The following is a 25128-nucleotide window of genomic DNA, read 5'->3' as shown; positions in this document are numbered from 1 at the left end:
ATTTGCCGTGGTGCTCGGTGTCGCAGTGGTGTTCGTGCGATGGCGGGGGCGGAGCCACCGGCGGCGGTAGCTCCACCGGCGGCAGAGCGGCCCCGGTGACCGGCGGCGGCCCGGCGGGGGGAGGAAATGCCGGCGTCGCCGGTATCGGCCGCGGCATCGGCAAAAGCCCTTGTGGCGCAGAGCCGATGATCGCACCCACCACGGTGCCGTGCGCGTCGCAATCAGAGAGCCCGTCCTCGCCCATGATGTAGTCGCCGCCCGGAACGGTGGGCAATCGCGGATTGGGGGAAATCCCGGTGTCGATCACGGCCACGGACACCCCGTTGCCGGTGCTGTACTGCCATGCACGGCTGATGTTGAGCAGGTCGAACCCGGGTGCCATCTGCGACACGTCGGGAACTTTCACCGTGATCGGCACCGAGCAGCTATTGGCACGCCGCATCGGTTGGTCCGGGCGCGGTGGCCCGTCGGGCGGCACCGCCGCCGGGTCTACCTTGGGTGGTGAAATCGCTTGGGCCGCAGGGATATTTCCCGCAAATGCGATCAGGGTCAGGGCTGCGATGATCGCGGCGGCCCGTGTGCACGCCGGTTTCACTGGCGAAGCCACGTGAACAGCCCTCCCAGCGCAGCAGCGGCCGGCAGCAACACGATCATGGCTAACACTTCAAGCCACTCCACGGTCAACCGGATCAACGGCCTGAACCGAGTGGCAGGTACCAAAAGCGCTGCGGCCAAACCCAATGCGGCGAAGGCCGCGATCAGCACCACTGGCCAGATCAGCGCGGTCTCGAGGTTTCGTGGTCCGGCCAGCGCGTACTTGACGACGCCTGCGCACACCGCGGCACATGCCCCGCACACCAGCGCGACGGCCTGGTATTTGGCGGCGAATCCGCGGCCCTGCGTGATGAAGATGCCAACCACGAGGCCTGCCACCAACAGCGCCAGCCACGCCCAATGACGCCCCGGGGCCAGTACACCCCACACCGCGACGGGCAGCAGCGCCGACACCCCGACACACAAACCCACCTGCACCGCATTGACCAACCGCGCCGAGGCGGCGATCGCGGCACCGCGGGCGGTGATGTCGGTGAGTTCGTCGTCCTCGTCTTCGGTTTCGTTCGCGCCGACCGGAGAAACCGTGTCGACGGGCATGCCCTCGCGGCGCGCGAATAGATCTCGGCCCGTGATCGATCCGAAGTGCGGTGGCCGTACCCGCGCCACCCAGAGCGCGATCGTCGGCGCCATCCGCACCAACACCAGTAGCCCGAACAGCACGCAGATCGACAGCACCTGCACCGACACGGGTCGAAACATCCGGGCGGCGGCCACCGCGGCGGCGATCCCACACATGGTCACCACCGCCGTCGCGACAGCGGTCTGCCAACGCTTGTGTGTCGCGACGCTGATCGCGATGGCACCCAGAATCACCACCACGAGCCCGATCAGCCCATGCGGGGCCCCCAGCCGCCCGGGCGGCGCGCAGGCCCCTGCGGTGGCCAGCAAAAGCACTGTCAGCCAAGCGAATCCGCTGAACATGTCGCGCCGTTGCGGCCAGCCCCAAAACACCACGACCGTCGCAACCACCAGAAGTACGCCAACCGCGCCCGCAACCGCCGCCGGGATCAGGCTGTCGGTGAAAGTGCGTTCCCGCAGCGTCAGAACCACCACCACACCGACCGCCATGGCGAGGATCGCGATCGCCGTGTGCGCTGCGGTCAGCGCCGTCACCGGCGCAAACATCCGATCACCGCCGTCGCGGCCCAGCCACTTGCCCATGGCGGCCAACGCGGTGGACAACGATTCGTATTGCGGCTCAAACGACTCGCCGTCGACCCTGGGCACCAGCACCAGGGTGTCGCCGTCTTGGACGCCGAGCTCGTCGAGGCTCTTGTTGATGTCCAGCCGCACGCCGTTGACCTTGTGCAGCTCGTAGCTGCCGGGGGGCAGCACGACGCCGTCGAAACCCTTGCGCTTCAGATCGTCGCTGAGCAGCTCGACCATGCCCTCGAAGAATCCCTCCACCGGGGTTCCGGCAGGGAACACCTGCGAGCACAGGTGCTTGTCGTAGGAAATGTTGACCGCACAGCGCGCCGGGAACGCGACCTTATGCGGCGATGTCACTGTTGCGCCCTCTCGGCACCGGCGTCGGGAACATACTTGTCGGCCAGCGCGGCGGTGATTTCGAAGAGCCGCAGCCGCGACTTCTTCTTCAACTCGTGGACCGTGTCGATGATCCCGCCTTTTGCCAGGTGCGGGTCATACGGCATCACTTCCACGGTCGCTCCGACCTTTGTGAACCGCTCGGTCAGATACGCCAACGCGTCTTTGTCGACCGCGTCGTCGGTGTGGTTGATAATCACGGTGCTGTGCGAAACCAGCTCGTGATAGCCCTGCGCGCTGAGGAAGTCGATGGCGCGCAGCACCGGACGGGACCGGTCCGCGGTGATCCCCGATATGAAAACCAGTGTGTCGGTGTTGTCCAGCACCGTCTTCATCACGGGGTGTTCAAGATCAGGGGCGGTGTCGACGACCATGACGTTGTGGGTTCGGCGCAACCGCGCCAGCACCCCGGCGAACATCGCGGGTACCAACGGCCTGGGCTGGTCCGAGGTACGGTTGCCGGCCAACACGTCCAGCCCCACCGCGTTTTGGCCGAGGTGCTCGCGGATGTCTGCATACCCTTGGACGTCGGTGTCGTTGATGATCGCCGTGTAGTCGCCGGGCGGCGACTCGTCGATCCGGTCCGACAGGGTGCCGAACCCCGGCACCGCGTCGATGGCAATCACGTTCGTCGGGCGGCATTCCCGGAACACACCACCGATGCACGCGGCCATCGTCGACACGCCCACCCCGCCCTTGCCGGAGACCAACGTGATCACAAATTGCCGCCGGATATGCCGGCGAATACGTTCCCTTAATTCACGATAATGCCGCTCGCCCGGCGATTCGCCGAGATTTATCTTATGAAACGAAATGCTGTAGATGAATTTCCGCCAGCCCGATCCCGGAGGAATTTTCCGGGGGGCAGCTAAATCGGTGATACGCATCGTATCCGATACCGAATCCCGGTGGCGCCCCGCTGGCGGATCCCCCCGCCCAAGCCTGTCTTCGTCAAACATATTAGGGTCATTCCAAGGGGTGGTCACGATTTCGATGCTAACACGATTGGCGATACGTGGTTTGCGCGATCTCTAACCCCCGCAGTGCATTACAAGTACGTTAGGCTTTGTTATTACGAAGATTGGTCGTAACGGCCGGTTTAACTGGGTCGATCAGACCACCCGGCGGTAGGAGTACCACTCCTCGCCCGCGGGCAGGTTTCGAATGAGCCGCCGCACCGCCGCGCCGATGTCGCTACGCGATCCCGGCGAGACGACCTGGTAGCGACGGCCGCCCGACGTCAGGCCTTCGACGCACAGCCGGCCGGCCGGGGTATCGACGATGGCCACTGCCGACTCCCCGATCGCAAGGCGGGCCGTGCTTTCCGGGCCGACACCGGCCTGCAGCGCCACGATCGACGCGGACGCCGAACGCGCCGGATCGGTGGCCATGGTCACTATGTGCAGCTGGTCAACGTCCAAGCGCTGGTTGAGCAGAAACGATTTCAGGCTGGCGGCGTCCCGCACGGATTCGAGTAACTGCTCGGTGTCGAGGGTGACCGGCCGCAGCGGCGCCACTTCTGCGACCCCGCACAGCCTCTCTATCTGACCGACCACGAGTTCGGAGGCCGCGGCCTCGTCCCTCGCGGTGCCGGCCGGATAGAGCCGCACCTGCTCGCCGTGACGTTCCAGGACCACCCACCATGTGGCGAACCGGCAGATGGCCGCACGCGTCGGATCGCGGCCCGGCACGTTGATGTGCAGCAGCAATCCGAGGTCGCGGCGCAAAAGCACGGTGAGCCATTCGCGGATCATCGGATCGACGTTGCCGGCTTCGTCGAGAGCGCCGCAGGCCTTCAGTTCGGCCGCGACCGGATGGCGCAGCGCGCGCTCCGGGGTATCGAGCCGCGGCAACAGTGGGCGCAGGCCGAGCTCTGGGCAGGTCTGCTCCACCCCGGTCACCGCCTGCAGCACCCACAGGCCGTCGACCGTCGTTGTCAGCATCGAGGTTCCACCTCAACCGGTCCCGACCGCGGGTTGATGGCCCCAGTGGGCACGCGAGTGCCCCTGGGGCAACGGCATTTCAGAGGAACAGGCCCCGCATGTGATTGTCGGTGCTGATCGCGCCGTCGAGCACGTGGCTGGTGGTCACACCGTGCTGACGCACCGTGTCGACGAGGCCCTGCAGTCCCGAAAGCATCTGGTTCTGGGCGTCGAAAAACCCCGCCGCGCCGTGGCCGGCGAAAAACTCTTGCAGCGCGTTGGTCAACCTGGCGGTGTCGGAATGAATCGCCTCGAGCTGTCCGGCACGAGCGCCCACGTCCGTGGCGAAATCCGCCACGGCGGCAGGGTTGTAAGCAATTAGCGGGTTCGTCATGGTCAAAATTCCTTTCGAGAAAGTCTAGAGGTGATTAAACGTTTTGGGCGCCGCCGCCGAACAGGGCCTGAAAAGCGGCCTGTGAGTCGGCTTCGTGATTTTCCATCAGGGCCGCGGCCTGCTTGAGCCCCTCGGCCAGGCGAGTCCCTCCGGTCAGGACCTTGTTCAAGTCGTTGGCGACCTCGGTGGCGGTGGCATGCGAGGCGACCACGCCCGCACCCGACCACGTCCCGGGGCTCATCACGTTTTCCTGATTCGCGAGGTAGCCCTTGGCGATCGCGATGGCCTGCTCCATGTGTTCCTGAATTTTGTCGCTGGTAGCACGCAACACGCTTGCGTCTACGACGATTGAGTTGGGCACGCTATTTCTCCTTCTCCGGCTGGCCGTTCCCCACTTTGATCATCCGGGGTGTGGGTTGCAGTGTATGGGGCCTATTCAAATGTGTCGATTCACCCTGTGAGCAGGGCAATTACTACACGCGATCATCAATAACCCGCGCCGTTGCGGGCTGTTCGGACTTGCCGTGGGAGTCGCGGTGACCTGCCGCCGCATGACCAACCGGCATACCGCCGATGGTGCTGCCACCGGCGGTCGTCGTCGTCGGTGGGCGAACGGCGTCGGCACCCAACGCCCCGCTGGGCCGCAGCCCCACCGGCCGACCGCTGGTGGTCGGCTCGAAGGCGCTCACCGGCCGGGTGAAGGTGCTCGCGGGCACGCCGGCGCCACCGAAGGATGCACCTCCACCGCCGGCGCCGGCCGATGCCCCGGCCTCCGCCGCGGACAGTCCGCTGGTCGCCGAGGCCGCCGAAATACCAGGCGCCGCACCGCCCATTCCCATGGCGCCGGGGTTGGCGAACATGCCCATCATCGACTGCAGCGGCTGCATCGCGCTCATCGGCGTCTGCATCAGCTGCGACGGCGCCTGGAGCACTTGCGGAATCGCTCCCATCATCGATTGGACCGGCCCCATAAGCGTGCTGACCTGGCTACCCATGTCTTGGCCGCGCGACGCCGCTTGACCGGCGCCCTGGGTGCCCGCCTGCGCGCCCTGGAAAGCCGAGCGCATCCCGTCGCCGGCCGCAGTTTGGGCCGCCGCCTCTCCGACCGCCGATGCTGCCTCCGCCGGCGCCGCCGGCGAGGCGCCCATAGTGGCTATCGGCGGTGGTATTGCCAGGCTTTCGGCCAGCGTCGTGAGGATTGCGCCGTAGCTGGCGCCCATCGCAGAGTTGTTCGGCCACATCACCCCGTAGTACTCGATCTCCAGCGAGGTGATTCGCGGCGTCAAACTCCATAAAACAAGGGGGTTGATGCCGTTATCGAAGGCGCACTCGGTGCGGTTGCCGATGCACTCCGGAGCAGGGCGCATGCCAGCGTTCGCCGTCTCGTACGCCGTGACCGCCGCCGCCACCACCGCCGGCTTGACGTCGACCCAGCCGGCCAACCCGTTCAGCGAAGCGTTGAGCATGGTGACGTTCGCCGCCGACGCCGCCGACCCGGCACCCATCCAGCTGGCCGTAGTCGCGACGGTGTTGATTGCCGACGCGACGCCAGAAGCGTGATGGCTGGCCCCCAAGGCGGTCCAAGCCGCCTGGTTGGCGACATGGGTCGCCACCCCGACCCCGGCCTTGAGGAGCAGATCGTTGTCTTCCGGCGTACGCGCAGCCCAACCCGGATCCGCCATACGCAGTCCCCTTTTACAGCGCTTGCGCCGCCGCGCGCGCAGCCTCGGTAGCCACGTACACCCCGGACGCGACACCCTGCGTGCCCGCGAACAGCCCACGCTGGGCGGCGTGCTCGGCGACCACACCGAGATAGGAGCCGCCGCAGGCGTTGAGCGCCGCCGAGAACATCGCCGAGTCAGGGTCACCGCCCATCGGCGTCGTGCCGAGCAAGGCCGCCGCCGCCGCCGAAGCCGCCGCCGCTGTCTCGGCACTGATCGCCGACTCCGAGCCTGCCGAGGCCAAGACCGCCTCAGGCTGTACAAACCACGACATATTTCCCTCCCGAACGTCTCGCAGTCCGGTCTACTGCGAATAATCCATAAGTCTAATGTGTGCTGGCGAGGCGTGTGTTCACTTGCTTCATTGTGCACATGTTTTATTGGCCCAGTTCGAGCCGTATCGAATTCCGCCTCTAGTGCCTTCGTTCGGCCCATCGCTTTCTTTTGTCACTGTTAGCGCATTGACCGCTCTAGGCCACTTCTGTAACGCCGGTCACTTTGACTAACAGGGCGCTGCTTCCCTAACGGGCTGAAATCAGCATTTTCACTTCAGCGGCGTCTCCGCCAACAATTCCGTGCATTACGAAATGCGCGGACTACTGCCCAAGAACGGCGGATGGTAGCCCGACCAAAATTCCTTCGATATCGCCGTCGACACCGACTAGCAGACCACGCCCTGGCGGAAGCGCTTGGGCACGGACGAACCGGTTGATCTTGTTCTCTGGGTCGTTATCCATGAATAGCTGGCCCACTTTTGCCGCCGTCTGGAACCGCATCCAAGGATCCATGGTCAGCGTCGCCCAGTTCGCGCTATTGCGGGTGGTGAATACATGCAAACCGATCTGACGGGCGCGTTCCATCAACTTCCACAACGCCGCACCGACCGGTGGCTTGGCCGGGTAACCCTGATCGGGACGCAGATCCTGGACATCGTCGATGAGGACGAAGTGCCGGCATCCCTCCCAGGGCTTGAGCGCCCGCAACTCCTCCTGGCTCAGGCCCTTGGGAGGCAGCCGGGGCAGCAACACTTGTTGGGCCAGCTCGGTGATCACCTCGTCGATCTCGTCCTGGTCGTAGGCGTACGCGCGCACATAACCCGGGGCATGCAGGTCACGCAGACCGTGCGGCGCCGTCTTGGGGTCAATCAGCGTCAGCTGGGCCTCCTCCGGGCTGAACCGGCTCATGACGGCCTCACCGATGGCGACCAACGCCGTCGTCTTACCGCAGCCCTGCCTCCCCAAAATCACCAGCCCCGGGCTCTCGCGCAGCTTCAGCGGAACCGGCCCGAGCTCGTGGCGCTCGCCGATGGCGAACGCGATCGAAAGGTCGTCTCCGCTGGGGTTTGCGGCTGCGTACTCGACGATCGACTTCAATGCCACCCGCTGCGGCAGCCGCTGCAGGCTCGCGTGCTTGGTCACTCCGGCGACCTCGGCGATGCGGGCGCCGACCTCGGTGATGCCGACAATCGTGCCGGTGGCGGGATCGGCCAGCGCCGGAACACCCACGAGCAGCTCGTGCAAGCTATCCGTCAATCCGAAGCCAGGGCGGTTCAGCGTGCGCCGCGCCGCTTCCCGCGACTCGATTGACGAGTGTCCCATCTGGCTTTCGCTCGGGTCGGCCAACCTCAATTGGATTCGTGCCGTTGCGTTTTGGAGCAGGCTCTGCCGCTGCCCGTGAATCCAGCCCCCGGCGCTGCACATCACGTGCACCCCGTACTCGGGCCCGCGGCTGCTCAGCGCGATGATCCGGTCACCCAAGACGGTGTCTTTCGAGTACAGATCGTCGTAGTCGTCCACCACGACGTAGACGTCGCCGAACGGATCGTTGGGATCGGTCCCACCCAGCCCGTCGCTGCCGACGCCGAACCGCCGCTCGCGGAAGCCGTCGAGGTCAATCTTGAGTCGCCGGAACGAATCTTCGCGCGCATCGATCAGCGCATCCATCGTGCTCAGGATGCGTTCGACGCCCTCGTGGTCCTTCGGGGAGACGATGTCGGTGACGTGCGGCAGCGATGCCGCCTGCGCGAGGGTGGCCCCGCCGATGCAGAAGAAGGTCACCCGCGCCGGCGTGTACATCGTTGCGGCAGAGCACATCAACGTCATCAAGGTCGTCGTCTTGCCGCGCTGCTTGGCGCCCACCACGATGATGTTGCTGCGCAGGGCGTCCACCGCATGCACGATCTGCCTGGACTCTTCTGGGATGTCCATGACGCCCACCGGGAACATCAGCCCCGGGTTGCGACCGTAGTCGACATGCCACGGCTTGCCCCGGTATCCAGCGACCAGGGCGTCGACGGACTCGGGGACTTCCAGTGGCTCCAACCACGGGCGGCGCGGCGCCCGGTGTGGCACGCCATGCAGTGACTCCCGCAACACGTCGACGATCTTCTTCTTCTTGAAACCATCGTCGTGATAGAGGAATTCGTCGGGTTCGGCGTCCGCGGCCGACGCCGCCTCCAACGCCGCGGAGTCGGCTTCGTCCAAGGGCTGGTATTGCCAGTTGTAGAGCCGCGGCTGGGTCAAGGTCATGTCGACGGTCTTGACCGCCTGCGTTCTCTTCGGCACCACGAACGGCGCCGACAGATAGAAGCAGCGGAACGGCTCGAGGTCACGCGGGCCGACTTTGAGCAACGCGAAACCGTTCTCTTTCGACGGCAGATGGTAGGCGGCGTCCGAACCGATCACCTCGCGGCTGTCATCGCCGGACTCGGCCCGCAGGGCAATCCGAAAGGCGATGTTGGACTTGACCTTCTGCAGCGACGACAGGTCCAGGCGTTGCCCACCCAACATGAAGAAGACGTTGGCGCCGCGTCCCTCCTGACCGATGTGGATGATCAGGTTGATCCACTTCTCGTGATTGGCAAACAATTCCAGATACTCGTCGACGATCACGAGCAGTACGGGCACCGGCGGCAGGTCGCGCCCGGCCAACCGGATCTCCTCGTAGTCATTCGCGTCGCGCGCGCCCACCGACGTAAACAACTCGTAGCGCTGTTTGATCTCGCCGTCGATGACCCTGCGCATCCGCTCGGCCAGGTGTCGTTCGTCCTTGCCGAGGTTCGACAGTGCGGCCACCACATGAGGGATGCCCATGATGTCCTGGGCCGCCGATTCGAACTTCATGTCGACGAAGATGACGTTGAAAGCTTCCGGCGAGTGCGTCAGGGCGATGCCGTAGACCAACGACAAGAAGAACTCCGACTTGCCGGAGCCGCTGGTACCGATGACCACGGAGTGGAATCCGAAGCCGCCGAAGTCTTTTGCGCGGATGATGACGTTTTGCAACTCACCGTTCGGCTTGGCGCCGACCGGGATCTCACACCACCGCTCGTCGCCCCTCCCCCGCCGCTCGGCCCATAACCGGTCGACATCCAGTTCGCGGGGGTCGCTGATTCCCAGCCCCCGCAGGAGCTCGGCGGCTCCGCTCGTGGAATCGGCGAGTTCGCTGCTGCTCGTCGGTGACCACCGCGCCATCGCGCGCGCATACCGGTAGGCCCGGTGAATCGACAGCTGGTCGGCGTGGGCGAAGAACTTTCCGCCGGTGCGCAGTAACGGGGCGGGACGGTCATCGCCTTCATCGGCATCGTCGCCATTCCGGCTGAACTTGACGGATCCGTTGGATGCGCCGTTGTCTGCCGCCGTGTCCCGCTCGCTCATCTCGTAGAGCTGGTCCCTGTCGAATCCCACTCCAATGCCGGCCCGGGAAGCGATGCGCAGCACCGTGATTCCAGCCTTGCCGACCTGGCCGACCACGCTCTCCCATGCCTCAGGGCTGCCGGTGTTGTCGTCAACGATCACCCAGTGCGGGCCCAGACCCGCCGCGGGATCGGGTTGACCGGTCTCCAGGGCCGACCCCATGGTGGTCGGGCTGGCTGCCGCCGGGGGCGTCCACTGGCCGCGCTTGCCCTTCATGTGCAACTCGGCGCCTAGCGTCCCCTCCAGCTCTTCGGGTGTGGCGAAGACCAGCCGTCGCCACCCGCACGCATCGAACAGCTCGTCGTGCAAGTTGTGTGGCAGCCACACCATCCACGACCACAGCTCCGGGTTGCGCGTCACCACCATCAACTTGAGATCGCGGGGATTGTGAAACACCGCCAGCGAGCAGAGCATCGCGCGCATCAGCGACCGGACCCGGTTGAGATCCTCGCCGACGAAGCTGAACCCGGGCGCCGAGCGCAGGTTCACCACCTTGGCGATATCGCGAATCTTGCGCTGCTCCAAGATGAAATCGCGCAGGGCCTGCCCGGTGACGGGCTCCAGCTCCTCATCGGAGGAAATGTCGGGCCAGGTCACCGACAACACGGAATCCGGAGCGTGCTGCACCCCGGTGCCCAGGCGTACCTCGAGGAAATCGACATCGCTGCGCGAGCGCTCCCACATCCGCGGGCCGCCGATGATGGCGCCCAGTCCGCGTGGATCGGAATGCAGTGCCTGCTGCCAATTGCGTTGCGCGCACACCGCGGTCTGAATCTCGTCCCGGGTGACGTCCAGGTCGCGAAGGTACCGGCGCCGCCCCTTTTCCAGCTCACCCCAGGTGATCTTGCGCGCGCGCCCGAGTCGCCCCGAAAACGCCAACATACTGAACGCGCCGATTCCCATCAGCGGGAAAAAACCCGTCGACAGGCTGCGTACCCCCGAGACATACAGCATGACGATGGTGCCGATAAGCGCGACGATCAGCGCCGGCACGCCGATCATTACCCAGATGTTGCGCGGCTCGCGTTCCGGGAGCGCTATCGGCGCACTCGGTGCCACCCGAACGGGTTTCGGCGGCTGGATTTTGACCCGGTTGATCGGGAACGCTCGTTTAGACATCTTCTCGCCCTCCGCCAATGACCATCCGTTAGCCCCCCGCCTTGGCCGACGTCGTGAGCACGGCCGCCTGCCCGAGCACCGGGACGGTGTCACGCGCCACGAGCGCCGCTTGTTGCGACAGCGCCGGCCCGGCGGCAAAGGTGCGCAGCAACGGCCATGGCGCCTGCACCGCCGTCGCGGGATCAAGGCCAAGCGCACGCAGCGTCGAATCGTCGGAGGCGATGCCGAACCGCACCCCGTTGTCGGCCACCCAGAACAACGATTCCCTTGAGTCGCTGGTAATCACACCGCTTGTCGACGTCACGAAGTTCGCGGCACCCGGTAACACCAGCACCTGATTGGCCACGACGGACGCCGGGTCGCGGTCGTCGCGCACGAGACGCACGATCCGGTTATCCATGGACGACGGAACCGGAAGACCGCGGCCGTTATAGACCACCACCCGGGCCTGCGGGTCGGTCGATGCCTTCTCCCAACTCACGCAAGTCGTTGGATTCGCGCCGGAGTCAACGAAATTCAGATGACCGGTCGGGTAGTAGTCGACGGGAAGCGAATTTACTTCCGGGATGTTGACGAGCACGTCGGGAGTGACCGTGCGCGGCGTCGTCGACCCGTACGAGTTGGCGCTGCGCAGCAGATCGGCCACGAAGCCGCCGACCTTTTGCACGCCGTCGGGCAACAAGACGTAGAACTGGCTGCCGCCACCGGCCGTCTGCGCCTGCAGCACCGCGCCCACCTGAGAACCCGGCAGCCACCTCGACGGCGTGCCGGCGTCGGGCACCTTGGGCACGCGCAGCGGCTCTGTCGCGGGCATTGCGTCGAAGAGTGCGCGCGAGATCTCTACGGGGACAGTGGTTCCCGGGTCAAGTCCCAGGCTCAACGTCACGGCCCGGTCGGCGGGATCGACCCGCGAACGTTTGCCACCCCAGATCACATAGCTGGCACCTTCGAAGGTCACCAGTTGCGCCGCATCCTTCGGCATCGGCGTCGCCCGACCGCCCAGTAGTTGGCCAGCGATCGATGTCACCACCGGCTTATCCGCGGTGCGCGGCCGGCCCGCCGTGTCGCAGACCGCCCACGCGGACACGGCGCCCCGGTTCACCGGCATCGCCGCCGGCGCGCCCGGAATGCCGACCAAGGGCCCGGTCGGGTACTTGGCGATCTCGGCCGGTTTCACCCACGTCGGTTGCCCTGCGGTGCCCGTGGCCAGCCGCGCCGAGGTCAAATTCAGCGCCGGATACAACCGGCCGTCGATGCGGGCGTAGATCGCACCGGATTCGCGGTCGCCGATGATCGCCGAATCTCCCACTACGCCACTCGGTTTGAGCACATTGAGCAGGACCATCCAGCCCGCAGCGATGGCAACCAACACCACCGACAGCGCCAGGGCCGCGGTCTGCTTGCGGTCGTCGTGTTTCATGCGCACCGAGAAACGGGTCGTCGCTGCGCGCAGCCGCCGGTTGTAAAACAGGTGGCCCGAATTCTGGTCGCGGTTCGACAAACTCAATGGCATCGCTCAATAACCCCTGGGTGCGCGGCGGGGATCCGCTTGCTGAATCCGATTGGCCAAGTTCGACGCGTCGGCGGCGACCCCATAGTGGCCGCGCGCGTAGTTGATGAAGGCACACGCTTGCGCGACCAAGTCGTGGATGCTCGTCGACGTCCCGGGCTCGTGGTAGGCGGCGAAGGTCGGGGCGATGAACTGCCAGGCGCCCTTGCTCGGTGTGCCCCTGGCCGCATTGACATCCCAACCGTTTACGGCGTTGGCGTCGTAGTTCGACTCACGGCGCGCCACCAAGTCCATGCCGCGCTCCCACCGGGCACGCGCCACGGGGTCGTGAATGCCCTTGATATCCAAGGCTTTCCGGATCGCGGTCAGCACCGCGGCGTGCCCGGTGCCGACGGGGCCGCGTCGGCGTGGGTGCGTGTGCAGGTACCGCAGGCGCCGCAACCGCTCCGTCAAGACGCGCGCGCGTGCCCGGGAGCTCACGATGTGGCCGTGTTGTGTGCGCAACCGGCCGGCCATCCGGGCGATCGCGTCCCGACGGCCTATTGGCGTATCGGCCCCCGGTATCGCATCGGCCACCGCGGCGTCCAGATTGCGGCGGGTTGCCACGAGCCCGTGCGCGCGTTCGGCCCGCGCTCGCGCCAGGAGGGCGGCTAGGGCGCCGTCGGTATTGGCCAGGCGTCGCAGCCGCTCCGTCGAAGCGTGTGACTGGGCCGCCACGATCGTGGGCAACTGGCCGGTCGTTCGACGTATCCCGTCGGCGCGGCCGTATGTCTGCACAGGTGTGTCACCGAGGCCGGCACCGGCGTCCTCGCCGACGAACAAGCCGTGGCCGCGGGACAAGGCGGCCACCACCTGCGCCATAAAAGGATCAGTCAACGACGCCCCCGCCGTAGTTGCGATCGAAATCGCCCTGCGCTTCCTCGCGCAGCGCCTCGAAAACCCTATTGAGTCGATCCATCAGCTCGCGGCACGTGTAGGAGGTCGTCACGTGTGGGGCCAACGACAGCCCGGTCAGGCGCCCGTCGGAATTGCACACCGCATAGATGTCGCCGATGTCAGCGGTAAAAGTGACCGACTGTTGCGCGGCCAGCACCGCCTCCCACTTCTCGAAATTCTCCTTTAAGTCGGCCAGGACCTGATCGACCAACTCCTTGTCCGTTGCGGGGACCGGCCGCGCCTCATGCATCTCACCCATTAGTGGCACCTTCTGGCCCGGGGCGCGGAACGGTGCCCGCCGCGGCAAGGGCCGATGCCTCTGCGCCGCAGGGGGTTTGGGGAAGACAGACGTGATCCACGCCGGTCAGCTTCCCTCCATCGAGCCGACCGTAGTTGTGTACCGGCCACACGGTTATGACATTACTGCCGTCGGCGGGGGGCGACTACTCACTTTTTTGGCGGTGGTGACAAGTCGCAAAATGTCAATTCAAGGCCCATTGGAAATCGAGGTTTTCAGCGGCTGGCGGCCTGGATTATTCCTGCGCCTCTTCGTCTGACGGGACGATCACAATCCTCCGATTGGGCCTTGTGACGACGGGCGGCTTGCCCTCCGTGGACTTCGTGACAGGGACGCTCGGCGGGACCGTCAAGCGGCCCTTGACCGGCTGGCCGTTGGGAACGCCGGGAACGGTCAGCCGCTTCTCTGTCGGCTTGTCCTTGCTTCCGCCGTCGGCCCCCGCTCCCATCGCTCCTGCGGGCATCATCGGCATCCCGGTCATGCCCATCGGCCCTGTCGGCGCCGGCGTCCCACCGGTTGGGGTCGCCATCGTCGGCCTCACAGCCGACGCCGGTGTCGTGGGCGGTGACGACGTCGGTACGGGCGGCGGACCCATGTAGCCCGTCGGCGTCGTGCCGCCACCGGCGCCGATGCCGCCACCACCGCCGCCGCCGAGTCCGGCCACACCGGTGCCGGCGCCGCCCAGGGCGGACTCCTCTCCGGACATCCCGGTCAGCGCGGCCTCGGCCGCTCCGCCGCCTTTCGCGGCGCTCATCAGCGGTTGAATAGCGCTCTCCGCTGCCTGCATCGCCTGCTGCGGCATCTGGGTGAGCGGCCCCATGATGCCGCCGATCGCGCCCGTCAATGCGCCTGCGATCCCCGACGCCATCTGCGGGATCATCTGTGAGAGTTGCTGGAACTGCTGCGATGAAGCTTCCTCGTGGGCTGGGAACTTCTGTGCGGCATCGGCGGCACGCGCGCGGCGGTCCGCATCGGCCTGAGCGCTGGCTGCTTGGTCACCGGGGACGCCGAGGTTGCCGGCGGCCGCGACTGCCGCCTGACCTCCGTCAGCCAGCGTGGTCCCTGCGGGAGGAATACTGTTCGGAGTTATCTGTGGGGGTGGTGATCCTCCAGACGCCGCGATATAGGTCTCAGGGCTCGCCGCGATTTGGGACCCACCCGTGATTTGGGGTCCACCCGTCATGATCCCACCTCAAACCTCGTAGGTAGCGCAGCGTAAGCGCATTCTCGCCTGCCATCAGGCTAACTTTCCCGCTGCCAGTCGAGCCACGTCCTGGTGAATCGCATCGTAGGTCGCGCGCCGCTCGATAGGTAGTCACCTCAACTTCGCCGAAACCGCTTCAAACCACGCGATGTGGTACATGGCGAGCCATTCGTGGCCCTCGATCAGGGCGTCGATGGCCGCCAGGAGCATCCAGTCGGCCACCGGCCACAGGTTATGAGGGTCCTCTAATGCCTTCTTGTACGCAGACCGTTGCTCCGAAAGCAGCACCTCAATCTCGTTCTCGGTAACCCCTGTTCCTCGGGTCGCTGCCAGCGCCAAAGTCTGGGCGACGCGTGGCAACCCGTCGCGGCGCCGCGCCGCTTCGACGAGGGTCGGTCCAAGCTCTTCCACCTCGGGTCCAGTGCGGGCGACACGATCAGCGGTGAGCTGCGGGTCATCGGGTCCCGGCTTGGTGATAAACCCGTGTGGTTTGTGCACCGCGGTAGCGGTGACGGTGCCTAGCAGATCGACCACGCTTGCCTCGGGTCGCCGTAGCGCCGGCTCCAACAGTCGATTCACGCCGACGGGAACCTTCACATTCGGGGGGATCCACCCGCACCCGATGCCGCATACCAGGAGAGTTGTGCCATCGTCGCGCAGGCCAGCGGCCCAGGAAAGTTCCGGCGCCTGGCGAGCTACCGCATCGACAATGCGCTGTAGCCTCTGCTGTTCCGCAGCTCGGCTTGATACGTCACCCGCCGCGGCGCCGGTGGCCGCAGACAGCGCCGCGGTGCCTGCCGGCGCACCCGGGCTTGTCCCGAGTTGGCCGGGCGAGGTGCGCTGGACGGTAGACATCATTGGGCTACCGGCTGACGGCGATGTCGACGGCGACGGCGCTACCGGTGCCCCTGACACCGGCGCTGTCGGCGCCGATACCGAAGGCGCCGCGGCCACCGGCGGCCGCAGATCTGAACCGTAGACAGGCAATGGGCCCGCCGGGTTTCCGACCACCGGAGTCATTGTGGCGGATACCGGTCCACCTGCTATCGGGGTCGCTATCGGCACGCTTCCACCGCCGGGCGACGCAGCGGGAGCACCCGATCCCCCCGAGACCGCTGCCGACGAGCCATGGTCAGCGCCGGCGGATTCGATCCCGCTGGTAATGGCCGGTGCGGATACCGGTGGGACAACGGGCGCCTGCGGAGGGGGAGCTGACGCAGCCCCGGTCGCATTCATCAGCCCTTCCGACAACTTATGTACACCGGCCGCAGCTGGCTGACCGGTCACCATCCCCTGAGCGAATGAGTTGCCCAGTTGACTCGGCGAAGCCCCACCCAGAGCAGCAGCTGGTGAGAGACCGCTTCCCGGTAGCTGCGAACCCAAGCCAGGGGCGCCTGGGATATGCGCTCCGCCAGCGGCCGCCGGAATCGGAGCGCCACCGCCGAGGACGCCGGAGGGACTCGACCCGCCGCTGCCGCCGACTGCGCCTTGCATACCCGGTGGGCCGCGATCTCCCGCGTAGCTGGCAACAGCACCGTGCCCATGCAGCCCCGGTGAACCCGCGTCGTCAGCGCGGCCGACGCCCGCATGTACGCCACCGCCGGCACCATGCACGCCAGGAGCGTCGCCATCACCGACAGGGGCTTTCGGAGGACCATCTGTGCTTAAACCCTGACTTTGAATGAACTGCTGCGCTGACATTCCCGCGCCTTCGACCGTGAGGATCTTCTGGGTAGCGTCTGTCAGGGTCGCGACCGCGGCGCCGGACTTATGAGCGGAGAACCCATTAGCCTCCGCAATTAGCTTCTCAATTTCTGCGGCCTTAACGACCATCGGCGCCTTGGAATTCTCGATATTGGCGATCTGTTGGTTATAGTTATCGGCGATATCCCTGAGGCCTTCGCGCAGGTTGTCTATCGCATCCGCTGCTTTTTCGAAAGCCTCGGCTTTCACCTTGTATTTCTCGGCTAAATCAAGGTGCTGCTTTTCACCCTGTTGGAAGCGCGCGACCAGATCGTCAGCTGTATGCCCCTTGTTTACGGAAGCCAGCACCGTCCACTGCCGATGCAAATCTTGTGCATACTGTTCCTGCTGCTGTTGTTGCATGCTCCAATGTTGAGCCCCAGCTCGAAGTGTCGATGAGGGCTGCGGCCACCATGCGCCGATGAGGGCCACCGTGTACTTGCCCGCTGGCAGGTCCCCGGCCACAAGCACCCCTCCTTAGAGCCACATTCCGCGTTACCGCCAAAATCGTCGAGCAATCGTCCTATTCTAGGCAATTCGCTGACACGACAGCACTATCCCCGTGTTGCCTATGGACAGATTTTCGCCATAGCAGCATTCGCTTTAGTTATTTCGTCAATTGTCGACTGATACAGCGGCGAGGAAACATCTGTGTCACTGCTTACCGCGTTAGAAGTGCGGTAGGCTGAAGCCAACGCCCGCGCGGCATCTCGATCATTCGCATCCAGCGACGGATTCGCCGCCGCCGCATCGAGCATCCCCGCGCCATTTATTAATGAGATACGCGCAAGAGCCGTATCCGACACATGCGTATCCACATTGACCGAGTGGGCAGCGAGATGATATGCCGAGCAAAGTTCCTTTTTAGCGCTGGCGATCTGCTCGGGGGCGAGGGTTGGCGAAGGGCTTGTTGCGATCGAGGGCGCGCTAGCCCGACTCCCCGTGGGCCGAGTCAAGCTAATGATTCCAACGACTAGCGCGGTCAGGGCGATCAGCCCGACCACAGCCAACGCAAAAACGAGGCCTCCATTCGAAGCACGGCGGCCGGGTACAGCGGGCGGAGTCCACTGCGCCGTCGGGGGCGGGTGGGGATTCATCACCCAATTAAGGCTAATCGTCAACACGGCAATGTCACTTCAGACCAGCGCCTCTGGCGCGTCCTGCGTGCAGCTTTCGGCGATCTGGGTTTCACCTCCGCGTACATCCGCTCTTGGATTAGGTGAAGCTTCCCGCGGAACCCAGCTCGGCTCGCAACCACCACGAGTCTGAGACGCTTCAGCCTCCCGGCCCGCGATGACGGTGCCCCGTCGTCGCGGGACGCGCGGCTTCTGGGTCAAGCCATCCGCCGATGCCGTATTCGCCGCGGTGCCGTGCGGTCATGCCGTCGTGCTGCAACGCGTCGCCGTGGCCGGAGACTACGTCGCCGATGCTAAACAACGACTCCGACCCCTCGTCGAAGTAACGCAGGTGGTCGAGAACCGGATTCTGGCCCGACACCTCGGCTTTAAAGCGCGTGGAGCCGTAACCGTCGACGGACGGGTCGTCGCCGAGGCCGCCGAAGCTCGGACCGAAGAGACCTGGGCCGGTCACCTGACCGGGCGTCCACGTGACCACATCGCCCGAAGCCGCCCCGACATAGAGGTGCCCACCAGGCGAGAGATGAAAGTCGGCCGCCGAATGGGCCAGGTCGGTACCCGGTGAGCCGACCAACACAACGTCGTTCGCGCGCATGCCGTAGCCCGCCACGGCATCGGAGACGACGGTCGATCCGTAGGAGTGGCCGACCACGGTCATGTGAGTCGGCGCGCCTTGGTGGGTCACCGCCAAGGCGTTCACGTCGGCGGCCAAGGCCTGTGCGCCGGTGCGAGCCAAACTCGGTTCCCGCAGTCCCGGGTCATACCAGCCGTCGGGGGCGTCGTAGCCCAGCCACAGCACCACCGCGGTTTCCTTGCCCCAATCAGCGCGGGCCGACTCCTGATACAGACGAGTGCCATCGGTTTTGGCGAGCGTTCCCTCGCGCACGCCGGTACCCGCACCCTTCACCAAGACCGCGGTGTTGGCCGCGATGTCGGGATTGCCGATCGCGATGGCCGCGGCGCCCTCACCGCCGAAGGCCTCGGGCTGATACTTCAACAGGAACACGCGCGAACGTTCCTGCTCGCCCGGCGCCTCTAGTCCCTGCTGCGCGCGGCGGGCATTGGTGTAGCGGGTGACCGCCACCGCGGTCAGCCCGTACCTTCCCGGATCGCCGAGTACGTCGCTAACAGATACCCCTCTCGAAGCAGCGAGGACTTGCACCCGCCGAAGGTCGTCATTCATCACCGCCTCGTTGACCCGATCGCGAACGACGACGGGAACACCGTTGAGATTGCCCAGCTCCGGCGGATGGCCGGCGATCATTCGGCTTTGTTGCTCGGCGCTCAGCGTCGTCCACCATCGATTGACGTCCTCGGCGCTGGTTGCCGCCCCCGGGAGCAACACCGGCTCTTCGGCATTTGCCGGCTCCGGCGCGTCCACCCCTTGAATCGCCGTGGGGTCGTAGCCGTCGGTGCGCAAAGTGGTCAACGAGCTCCGCAAAAATTCCGAGTAGCCGCGGCGTTGCGCCCGAAGCTGGTCGAGCGCCGACACCGTGTCGTCGATGGCCTGCTGCTCCAGCGCGCGGATCAGCGCGTCGACCGCCGCTCGGTCTTCCGCGGTGAGCTCGGCATCCCTTTCAAGATCCAACGCATGCCCGAGCAGGGAGTCCATCTGAAGCAGTTGGGTCTCCAGAGTCGAGATCGACGCTGCGCCCGCGCGCTGCGCCTCGGCCAACGCGGCAGCGATGTTTTCCAAGCCGACCCCGATCTTGGGCAGTTCCATCGACTGGGCCCCGAGCGACCCGATCGTGCGCTGCACTTCGGCTGAATCGTTGATGGGGTGCTCACCATCCACCCGGTTCCAGGACGCCTCGAAACGGCGGCGCGCCTCGCCGAACGCCGCAGCGGAATCGGCGGTGCATCGGCCGGCATCATGAAACGCCTGCGCTAAATCGGAAATCTGCGCCGGCCGTCCAGCTTGCAGGCTTTGGTCAATCGCCCATGGGTCGCCGCCGGCCTCGGCTATCAGATGCGGACGGCTGATGTATTGGAACTGCATCGCACCGCCCGCATTTCTGCGGCGTTGCGGTCATCCATGTCGACGAAACCGGTGGCGGCGTAATGCCCCTTGCGGCCGACTTCCGTCAGCGTCTGTTGGTGGCCCTGCAGGCTTTTGACGTGCTGAGCGTGCGCGGCGGTCACCGCATCGTGAAACGTGTCGGCCGCGGGAAACCCGCCGAACATTCCCGATAGCAGCGGTCCCCGCGACAGCTGGTCTGCCCCGTCGCGTGCAAGCCCGCCCGCGCGGTGCGACTCGTCGGCCCCCGAATGCAGCAAGTCAGCGTCGACGAACATCGCCGCCTCCTTCCCGACTCGACCGCACTGAATTGCCGCCAAAGCTAACCAACGCGCGGTCGCTCTTCAATTCACTCTGCCTCATAAATTGCTGGCCCCATCCGCCAATCCGTCGCCGTTGGTATCGGTCAGCTTGACGTCCCACTTGCCATCGCCATCGGCGTCGACGTAGCCCGTCAGACCGCCGTCGCCGTCGCACAGCACCCGGTCGGCCAGACCGTTGCCGTCGGTGTCGAGCAGCCGGTCGTTGGCCTGCCCCACACCGTCGAAGTCGACCAGCGGTCCGCCGGTGTGCTCGACGCCATCGAGCCCAAACCAGCGCAATTGGCCGCCCCGGTCGACGGCCACCGCCCACGTCCCGGATCCGTCATCGGTGAAATAGGCCTCCGGGGTGCCGTCGTTGTCCAAGTCGAGCACAGCGTGATCGGCCAACCCGTCCCCGTCGAAATCCGCCAAGGCGTCGTCCCGCATCCCGTCGCCGTCGAAATCCAATCCGATCGCGTCGAGCCGGCCGTCACCGTCGAGATCCAAACTCGGCTGGCCATGCCAGATGGCCGCGGGGCCACCGTCACTAGCAAGGCAATAATCCATGCCTTCTCGGACGCTTGGCCTCCGCTAGCGGTTCCCGCGCGACCGCCACCAGTCCAGCAGCTCGGCGGTCGCTTCCTCGGTGGTCAACGGCCCGCGGTCCAGCCGCAGTTCTTTCAAGAAGCGCCACGCCTCCCCGACCTCGGGGCCGGCCGGGATGCCGAGCAGCTGCATGATCTGGTTGCCGTCCAGATCCGGACGTACCCGCGCCAGATCCTCCTGGGCGGCCAGCTCGTCGATGCGCGCCTCGAGCCGGTCGTAGTTGGCCTGCAGGCGGGCGGCCCGGCGCTTGTTGCGGGTCGTGCAGTCGGCGCGCACCAGCTTGTGCAGCCGAGGCAGCAGCGGTCCGGCGTCGGTGACATAGCGGCGCACCGCGGAATCGGTCCACTTGCCGTCGCCGTAGCCGTGAAACCGCAGATGCAGATACACCAGCTGCGAGACGTCGTCGACCATCTGTTTGGAGTACTTCAACGCCCGCAGCCGTTTTCGGGCCATCTTGGCGCCGACCACCTCGTGGTGGTGGAAGCTCACGCCGCCGTCCGGCTCGTGCCGCCGGGTGGCGGGTTTGCCGATGTCGTGCAGCAGCGCGGCCCAGCGCAGCACCAGGTCGGGCCCGTCGTCCTCCAGCGCGATGGCCTGGCGCAGCACCGTCAGCGAATGTTGGTAGACGTCCTTGTGCTGATGGTGTTCGTCGATGGCCATCCGCATGCCGCCCACCTCGGGCAGCACCACCTCACCCATTCCGGTCTCCACCAGCAGGTCGATGCCGGCCACCGGGTCGTCGCCGACCAGCAACTTGTCCAGCTCGGCGGCGATCCGCTCGGCGCTGATCCGCTCCAGCTGCGGGGCCATCTCTTCGATCGCCTCGCGCACCCGCGGGGCCACGGTGAAGCCGAGTTGCGACACGAACCGCGCTGCACGCAGCATCCGCAAGGGGTCGTCGCCGAAGGAAATCGACGGTGCCGCCGGGGTGTCCAGCTCCCGCGCGCGCAGCGCCGCCAAACCGCCCAGCGGATCGAGGAATTCGCCCGGACCGCTCGGGGTGATGCGCACAGCCATCGCGTTGGCGGTGAAATCGCGGCGCACGAGATCGTCGTCGAGGCTTTCGCCGAAACGCACCTCGGGTTTGCGCGACACCTGATCGTAGGCGTCGGCGCGGAAGGTGGTGATCTCCAGGCGGTAGTCGGCCTTGCCGACGCCGACGGTGCCGAATTGAATCCCCGTGTCCCACACCGAGTCGGCCCACCGCCGCAGCAACTCTTGGACCTGCTCGGGCCGGGCGTCGGTGGTGAAGTCCAGGTCGGGACTGAGCCTGCCCAGCAAGGCATCGCGCACCGAACCGCCGACGAGGTACAGCTCGTGGCCTGCGGTGTCGAAGATCGAGCCCAGTTCCCGCAACACAGGGGCGTGCCTATTGAGGGCGACTGCGGCGGCGGCCAGCAGCTCGGCATCCTGGGCGGCTTCAGGCACGTTCGATCAGCGTAGTCGGATCGGTCGGGTGATCGGCACGCCGCGTCCCACCCGCCCCGCGAGCGGCGAGTATCTCAGGAAGATGGACCCTTGCCAGCTACTATCGCTTGGGTGTCGGACGGCGAACAAGCAAAACCACGTCGACGCCGAGGACGGCGCCGGCGTCGTGACGCCGCCGCTGCGACCGAGAACAACAAGGACGTCCAAGCGGCCGGTGACTCGGCGGCCATCAAACCGGGCCGATCCCGCTCGCCGCGGCGCGTGCCGGAGCGGCTGCGCACGGTGCACGAAACATCGGCCGGGGGGCTGGTCATCGACGGGATCGACGGGCCGCGCGACGCGCAGGTCGCGGCGCTGATCGGGCGCATCGACCGGCGCGGGCGGATGCTGTGGTCGCTGCCCAAGGGCCACATCGAGATGGGCGAGACCGCCGAACAGACTGCCATCCGTGAGGTCGCCGAGGAGACGGGTATCCGTGGCAGCGTGCTGGCCGCGCTCGGACGCATCGACTACTGGTTTGTCACCGACGGGCGCCGGGTGCACAAGACCGTGCACCATTACTTAATGCGCTTCTCGGGCGGCGAGCTGTGCGACGAGGACCTCGAGGTCGCCGAGGTCGCCTGGGTGCCGATGCGGGAATTGCCGTCCCGGCTGGCCTACGCCGACGAACGCCGCCTGGCCCAGGTCGCCGACGAGCTGATCGACAAGCTGCAAAGCGACGGCCCGGCCGCGCTTCCGCCGCTGCCGCCCAGTTCGCCGCGGCGGCGCCCGCAAACGCATTCGCGCACCCGCCATTCCGACAAGCCCGTCACGGGCCGGAAGAACGGCCACGGGCCGGGGCCGTGATCGCGCCGCGACTCTGCTGGACCGGATTGTTGCGCCTGGCCGCGGTGGTCGGCATCGTGGCCGGTTTCGCGGTGCTCACCGGGCCTGCGGCGCCGCGCGCGGACACCGGCGAGCCGGGAGACACCCCGTTTCTCCGCGTCCGCATCGACCAGGTGACCCCGGACGTGGTGACCACGACCAGCCCACCCGTCGTCACGGTCAGCGGGGTGGTGACCAACGTCGGCGACCGGCCCGTACGCGACGTGATGGTCCGGCTCGAGCACGCCTCGGCGGTCACCGCGTCGGCGGCGCTGCGCACGTCGCTGGACGGCAGCACCGACCAGTACCAGGCGGCCGCGGACTTCCTCACGGTGGCGCCCGAACTGCAGCGCGGCCAGCAAGCGGGCTTCACGCTGACGGCCCCGCTGCGCTCGCCGGCCAAGCCATCCCTGGGCGTCGACAACCCCGGGATCTACCCCGTCCTGGTCAACGTCAACGGGACCCCCGACTACGGCGCCCCCGCCCGCCTCGACAACGCGCGGTTCCTGCTGCCCGTGGTCGGCGTGCCACCCGACCGCGCCGACGACCTGGACTCCGCCGTCGCGCCCGACACCTCCAAGCCCGTGTGGATCACCATGCTGTGGCCGCTGGCCGACCGACCCCGGCTGTCCCCCGGCCTGCCCGGCGGCACCATCCCGGTCCGCCTGGTCGACGACGACCTGGCCACCTCGCTGGCCAAGGGCGGCCGGCTGGACATCCTGCTCTCGGCGGCCGAGTTCGCCACCAGCCACGACGTCGACCCCGACGGCGCCGTCGGCCGCGCGCTGTGCCTGGCCGTCGACCCCGACCTGCTGGTCACCGTCAACGCGATGACCGGCGGCTACGTGGTGTCCAACTCCCCCGACGCCCCGGCCCAGCTGCCCGGCGCCCCGACTCATCCGGGGACCGGCCAGGCCGCCGCCACCGACTGGCTCAACCGGCTGCGCGCGCTGGCCCACCACACCTGTGTGGCGCCGCTGCCCTACGCCCAAGCCGACCTGGATGCCCTGCAACGCGTCAACGACCCGGGCCTGGGCGATATCGCCACCAACGGCGTCGGCGGCATCGTCGACCGCATCCTCGACGTGCCCTCCGCGCGCGGCGCCACGCTGCTGCCCGACGGCCCATTGACCAGCCGCGCGGTCAGCCTGCTCAGCGGCAACGACGGCACCGTCGCCATCGCCGCCGGCGACCTGTCCGCCCAGGATTCCAGCAGCGACGCGCCCGTCAGTGTCGACACCGCACCCCGGCGTCTGTCTCCGCAGGTGGTGATGGCGCCGTTCGACCCGGCCGTCGGGGCCGCGCTCGCCGGCGCGGGCAGCAACCCGGTCGTCCCCACCTACCTGGATTCCTCGCTGTCGGTGCGGCTTTCGCACGACTCCGACACCGCCCGCCGCCAGGATGCCCTGGGCTCCATCTTCTGGCACCCGCTGCAGCGCGACGCCGCGCCGCGCACGCAGCTGCTCGTCCCGCCGGCCACCTGGAACCTGCAAGCCGATGACGCGCAGGTCATGCTGACCGCGCTGGCCACCACCATCCGTTCCGGGCTGGCGGTGCCGCGGCCGCTGCCGGCGGTCATCGCCGAGGCCGCGGGCCGCAACGAGCCGGGCGATCGGCCCGCCGCCTACGACTCGGCGCGCGGCCGCTTCAACAACGACATCACCGCCGGCATCGCCGGGCAGGTCGGCCGGCTGTGGGGCCTGACGTCGGCACTGAGCACCGACGAGCGCACCGGGCTGACCGGCGTGCAGTACACCGCGCCGCTGCGCGAGGACATGCTGCGGGCGCTGAGCCAATCCGAGCCCCCCGACACCCGTAACGGGCTGGCCCAGCAGCGCCTGGCCGTGGTGAGCAAGACGATCACCGACCTGTTCGGCGCGGTGACGATCGTCAACCCGGGCGGCGCGTCGACCTGTAGCCGCACCCGGATCGGCACCGCGAGGCCGTTGTGCAGCGCCAGCGGGAGGGGGCTGTGCTCGGTGGCCAGGGTGTAGGAGCCGCCCGGGTTGACGATCGTCACCGCGCCGAACAGGTCGGTGATCGTCTTGCTCACCACGGCCAGGCGCTGCTGGG

At 66.7% G+C, this 25128-nt stretch carries 19 protein-coding genes and 2 pseudogenes; 2 read left to right on the top strand and 19 right to left on the bottom strand.

Features of this window, described 5'->3' with window-relative positions; genetic code table 11:
- The 19 genes and pseudogenes from A5764_RS04480 to A5764_RS04390 all read right to left on the bottom strand — a co-directional run.
- Positions 1 to 607 (bottom strand): annotated as a pseudogene (locus A5764_RS04480) (type VII secretion-associated serine protease); the annotation flags it as partial.
- Positions 592 to 2121 (bottom strand): type VII secretion integral membrane protein EccD, encoded by a 1530-nt coding sequence (eccD, locus tag A5764_RS04475; RefSeq protein ID WP_082951487.1) that lies wholly within the window; start codon positions 2119 to 2121, stop codon positions 592 to 594. The pseudogene A5764_RS04480 and the gene eccD, both read right to left, overlap by 16 nt.
- Entirely contained in the window at positions 2118 to 3146 is a 1029-nt protein-coding gene (locus tag A5764_RS04470; RefSeq protein WP_156664495.1) for a MinD/ParA family protein, read from the bottom strand. Before A5764_RS04470 ends, eccD begins: the two co-directional genes overlap by 4 nt.
- 126 nt (positions 3147 to 3272) lie before the next feature.
- Positions 3273 to 4103, bottom strand: a complete 831-nt coding sequence (locus A5764_RS04465) for an ESX secretion-associated protein EspG (RefSeq protein ID WP_067109205.1) — start codon at positions 4101 to 4103, stop codon at positions 3273 to 3275.
- Positions 4104 to 4182: 79 nt separating this feature from the next.
- The gene (locus A5764_RS04460; RefSeq protein WP_067109201.1) at positions 4183 to 4476 is read right to left on the bottom strand and encodes a WXG100 family type VII secretion target; all 294 of its coding nucleotides are present in this window, start codon (positions 4474 to 4476) and stop codon (positions 4183 to 4185) included.
- Positions 4477 to 4510: 34 nt separating this feature from the next.
- Positions 4511 to 4837 (bottom strand): WXG100 family type VII secretion target, encoded by a 327-nt coding sequence (locus A5764_RS04455; protein ID WP_067109199.1) that lies wholly within the window; start codon positions 4835 to 4837, stop codon positions 4511 to 4513.
- Positions 4838 to 4949: 112 nt separating this feature from the next.
- The gene (locus tag A5764_RS04450) at positions 4950 to 6158 is read right to left on the bottom strand and encodes a PPE domain-containing protein (RefSeq protein ID WP_067109197.1); all 1209 of its coding nucleotides are present in this window, start codon (positions 6156 to 6158) and stop codon (positions 4950 to 4952) included.
- A 13-nt stretch (positions 6159 to 6171) separates the two neighbouring features.
- A complete protein-coding gene (locus tag A5764_RS04445; protein WP_067109195.1) occupies positions 6172 to 6471 on the bottom strand; it encodes a PE domain-containing protein in 300 nt (99 codons plus the stop codon).
- A gap of 322 nt (positions 6472 to 6793) precedes the next feature.
- The gene (eccCa, locus tag A5764_RS04440; RefSeq protein WP_067109221.1) at positions 6794 to 11011 is read right to left on the bottom strand and encodes a type VII secretion protein EccCa; all 4218 of its coding nucleotides are present in this window, start codon (positions 11009 to 11011) and stop codon (positions 6794 to 6796) included.
- Between the two features lie 28 nt (positions 11012 to 11039).
- Positions 11040 to 12524: a type VII secretion protein EccB gene (gene eccB, locus A5764_RS04435; protein ID WP_067109192.1), complete on the bottom strand. Its 1485-nt coding sequence runs from the start codon at positions 12522 to 12524 to the stop codon at positions 11040 to 11042.
- A gap of 3 nt (positions 12525 to 12527) precedes the next feature.
- Positions 12528 to 13397, bottom strand: a complete 870-nt coding sequence (locus A5764_RS04430) for a transglycosylase (RefSeq protein ID WP_067109189.1) — start codon at positions 13395 to 13397, stop codon at positions 12528 to 12530.
- On the bottom strand, positions 13390 to 13716 hold the full coding sequence (locus A5764_RS04425; RefSeq protein ID WP_231989607.1) for a DUF2710 family protein: 327 nt from the start codon (positions 13714 to 13716) through the stop codon (positions 13390 to 13392). The genes A5764_RS04430 and A5764_RS04425 overlap by 8 nt, the downstream gene beginning before the upstream one ends.
- Before the next feature lie 274 nt (positions 13717 to 13990).
- Positions 13991 to 14938: a hypothetical protein gene (locus A5764_RS04420; protein WP_231989606.1), complete on the bottom strand. Its 948-nt coding sequence runs from the start codon at positions 14936 to 14938 to the stop codon at positions 13991 to 13993.
- Positions 14939 to 15070: 132 nt separating this feature from the next.
- Entirely contained in the window at positions 15071 to 17065 is a 1995-nt protein-coding gene (locus tag A5764_RS28070) for a DUF5632 domain-containing protein (protein ID WP_156664494.1), read from the bottom strand.
- A 206-nt stretch (positions 17066 to 17271) separates the two neighbouring features.
- On the bottom strand, positions 17272 to 17508 hold the full coding sequence (locus A5764_RS28065) for a hypothetical protein (protein WP_156664493.1): 237 nt from the start codon (positions 17506 to 17508) through the stop codon (positions 17272 to 17274).
- Positions 17509 to 17977: 469 nt separating this feature from the next.
- Positions 17978 to 19837 carry an alpha/beta hydrolase gene (locus A5764_RS04405; RefSeq protein WP_067109183.1) on the bottom strand — a complete coding sequence of 620 codons (1860 nt, stop codon included), beginning with the start codon at positions 19835 to 19837 and terminating at the stop codon, positions 17978 to 17980.
- Positions 19804 to 20133, bottom strand: a complete 330-nt coding sequence (locus A5764_RS04400; RefSeq protein ID WP_067109180.1) for a DUF2563 family protein — start codon at positions 20131 to 20133, stop codon at positions 19804 to 19806. Before A5764_RS04400 ends, A5764_RS04405 begins: the two co-directional genes overlap by 34 nt.
- Before the next feature lie 81 nt (positions 20134 to 20214).
- Positions 20215 to 20724 (bottom strand): pullulanase, encoded by a 510-nt coding sequence (locus A5764_RS04395; protein ID WP_067109177.1) that lies wholly within the window; start codon positions 20722 to 20724, stop codon positions 20215 to 20217.
- A 24-nt stretch (positions 20725 to 20748) separates the two neighbouring features.
- The gene (locus A5764_RS04390; RefSeq protein ID WP_067109175.1) at positions 20749 to 22191 is read right to left on the bottom strand and encodes a CCA tRNA nucleotidyltransferase; all 1443 of its coding nucleotides are present in this window, start codon (positions 22189 to 22191) and stop codon (positions 20749 to 20751) included.
- A gap of 111 nt (positions 22192 to 22302) precedes the next feature.
- Between A5764_RS04390 and A5764_RS04385 the strand changes: the two genes are divergently transcribed.
- Together A5764_RS04385 and A5764_RS04380 are read left to right on the top strand one after the other, a co-directional pair.
- Entirely contained in the window at positions 22303 to 23037 is a 735-nt protein-coding gene (locus A5764_RS04385) for an NUDIX hydrolase (RefSeq protein WP_067109172.1), read from the top strand.
- Positions 23034 to 25046 (top strand): annotated as a pseudogene (locus A5764_RS04380) (hypothetical protein); the annotation flags it as partial. The gene A5764_RS04385 and the pseudogene A5764_RS04380, both read left to right, overlap by 4 nt.
- Positions 25047 to 25128: the final 82 nt, after the last annotated feature.

The sequence above is a fragment of the Mycobacterium sp. 852002-51057_SCH5723018 genome (assembly GCF_001667035.1).
Classification (GTDB): Bacteria; Actinomycetota; Actinomycetes; order Mycobacteriales; family Mycobacteriaceae; genus Mycobacterium.
The sequence above is the reverse complement of the archived record's forward strand: the minus strand, read 5'-3'. Positions and strand labels throughout refer to the sequence as shown.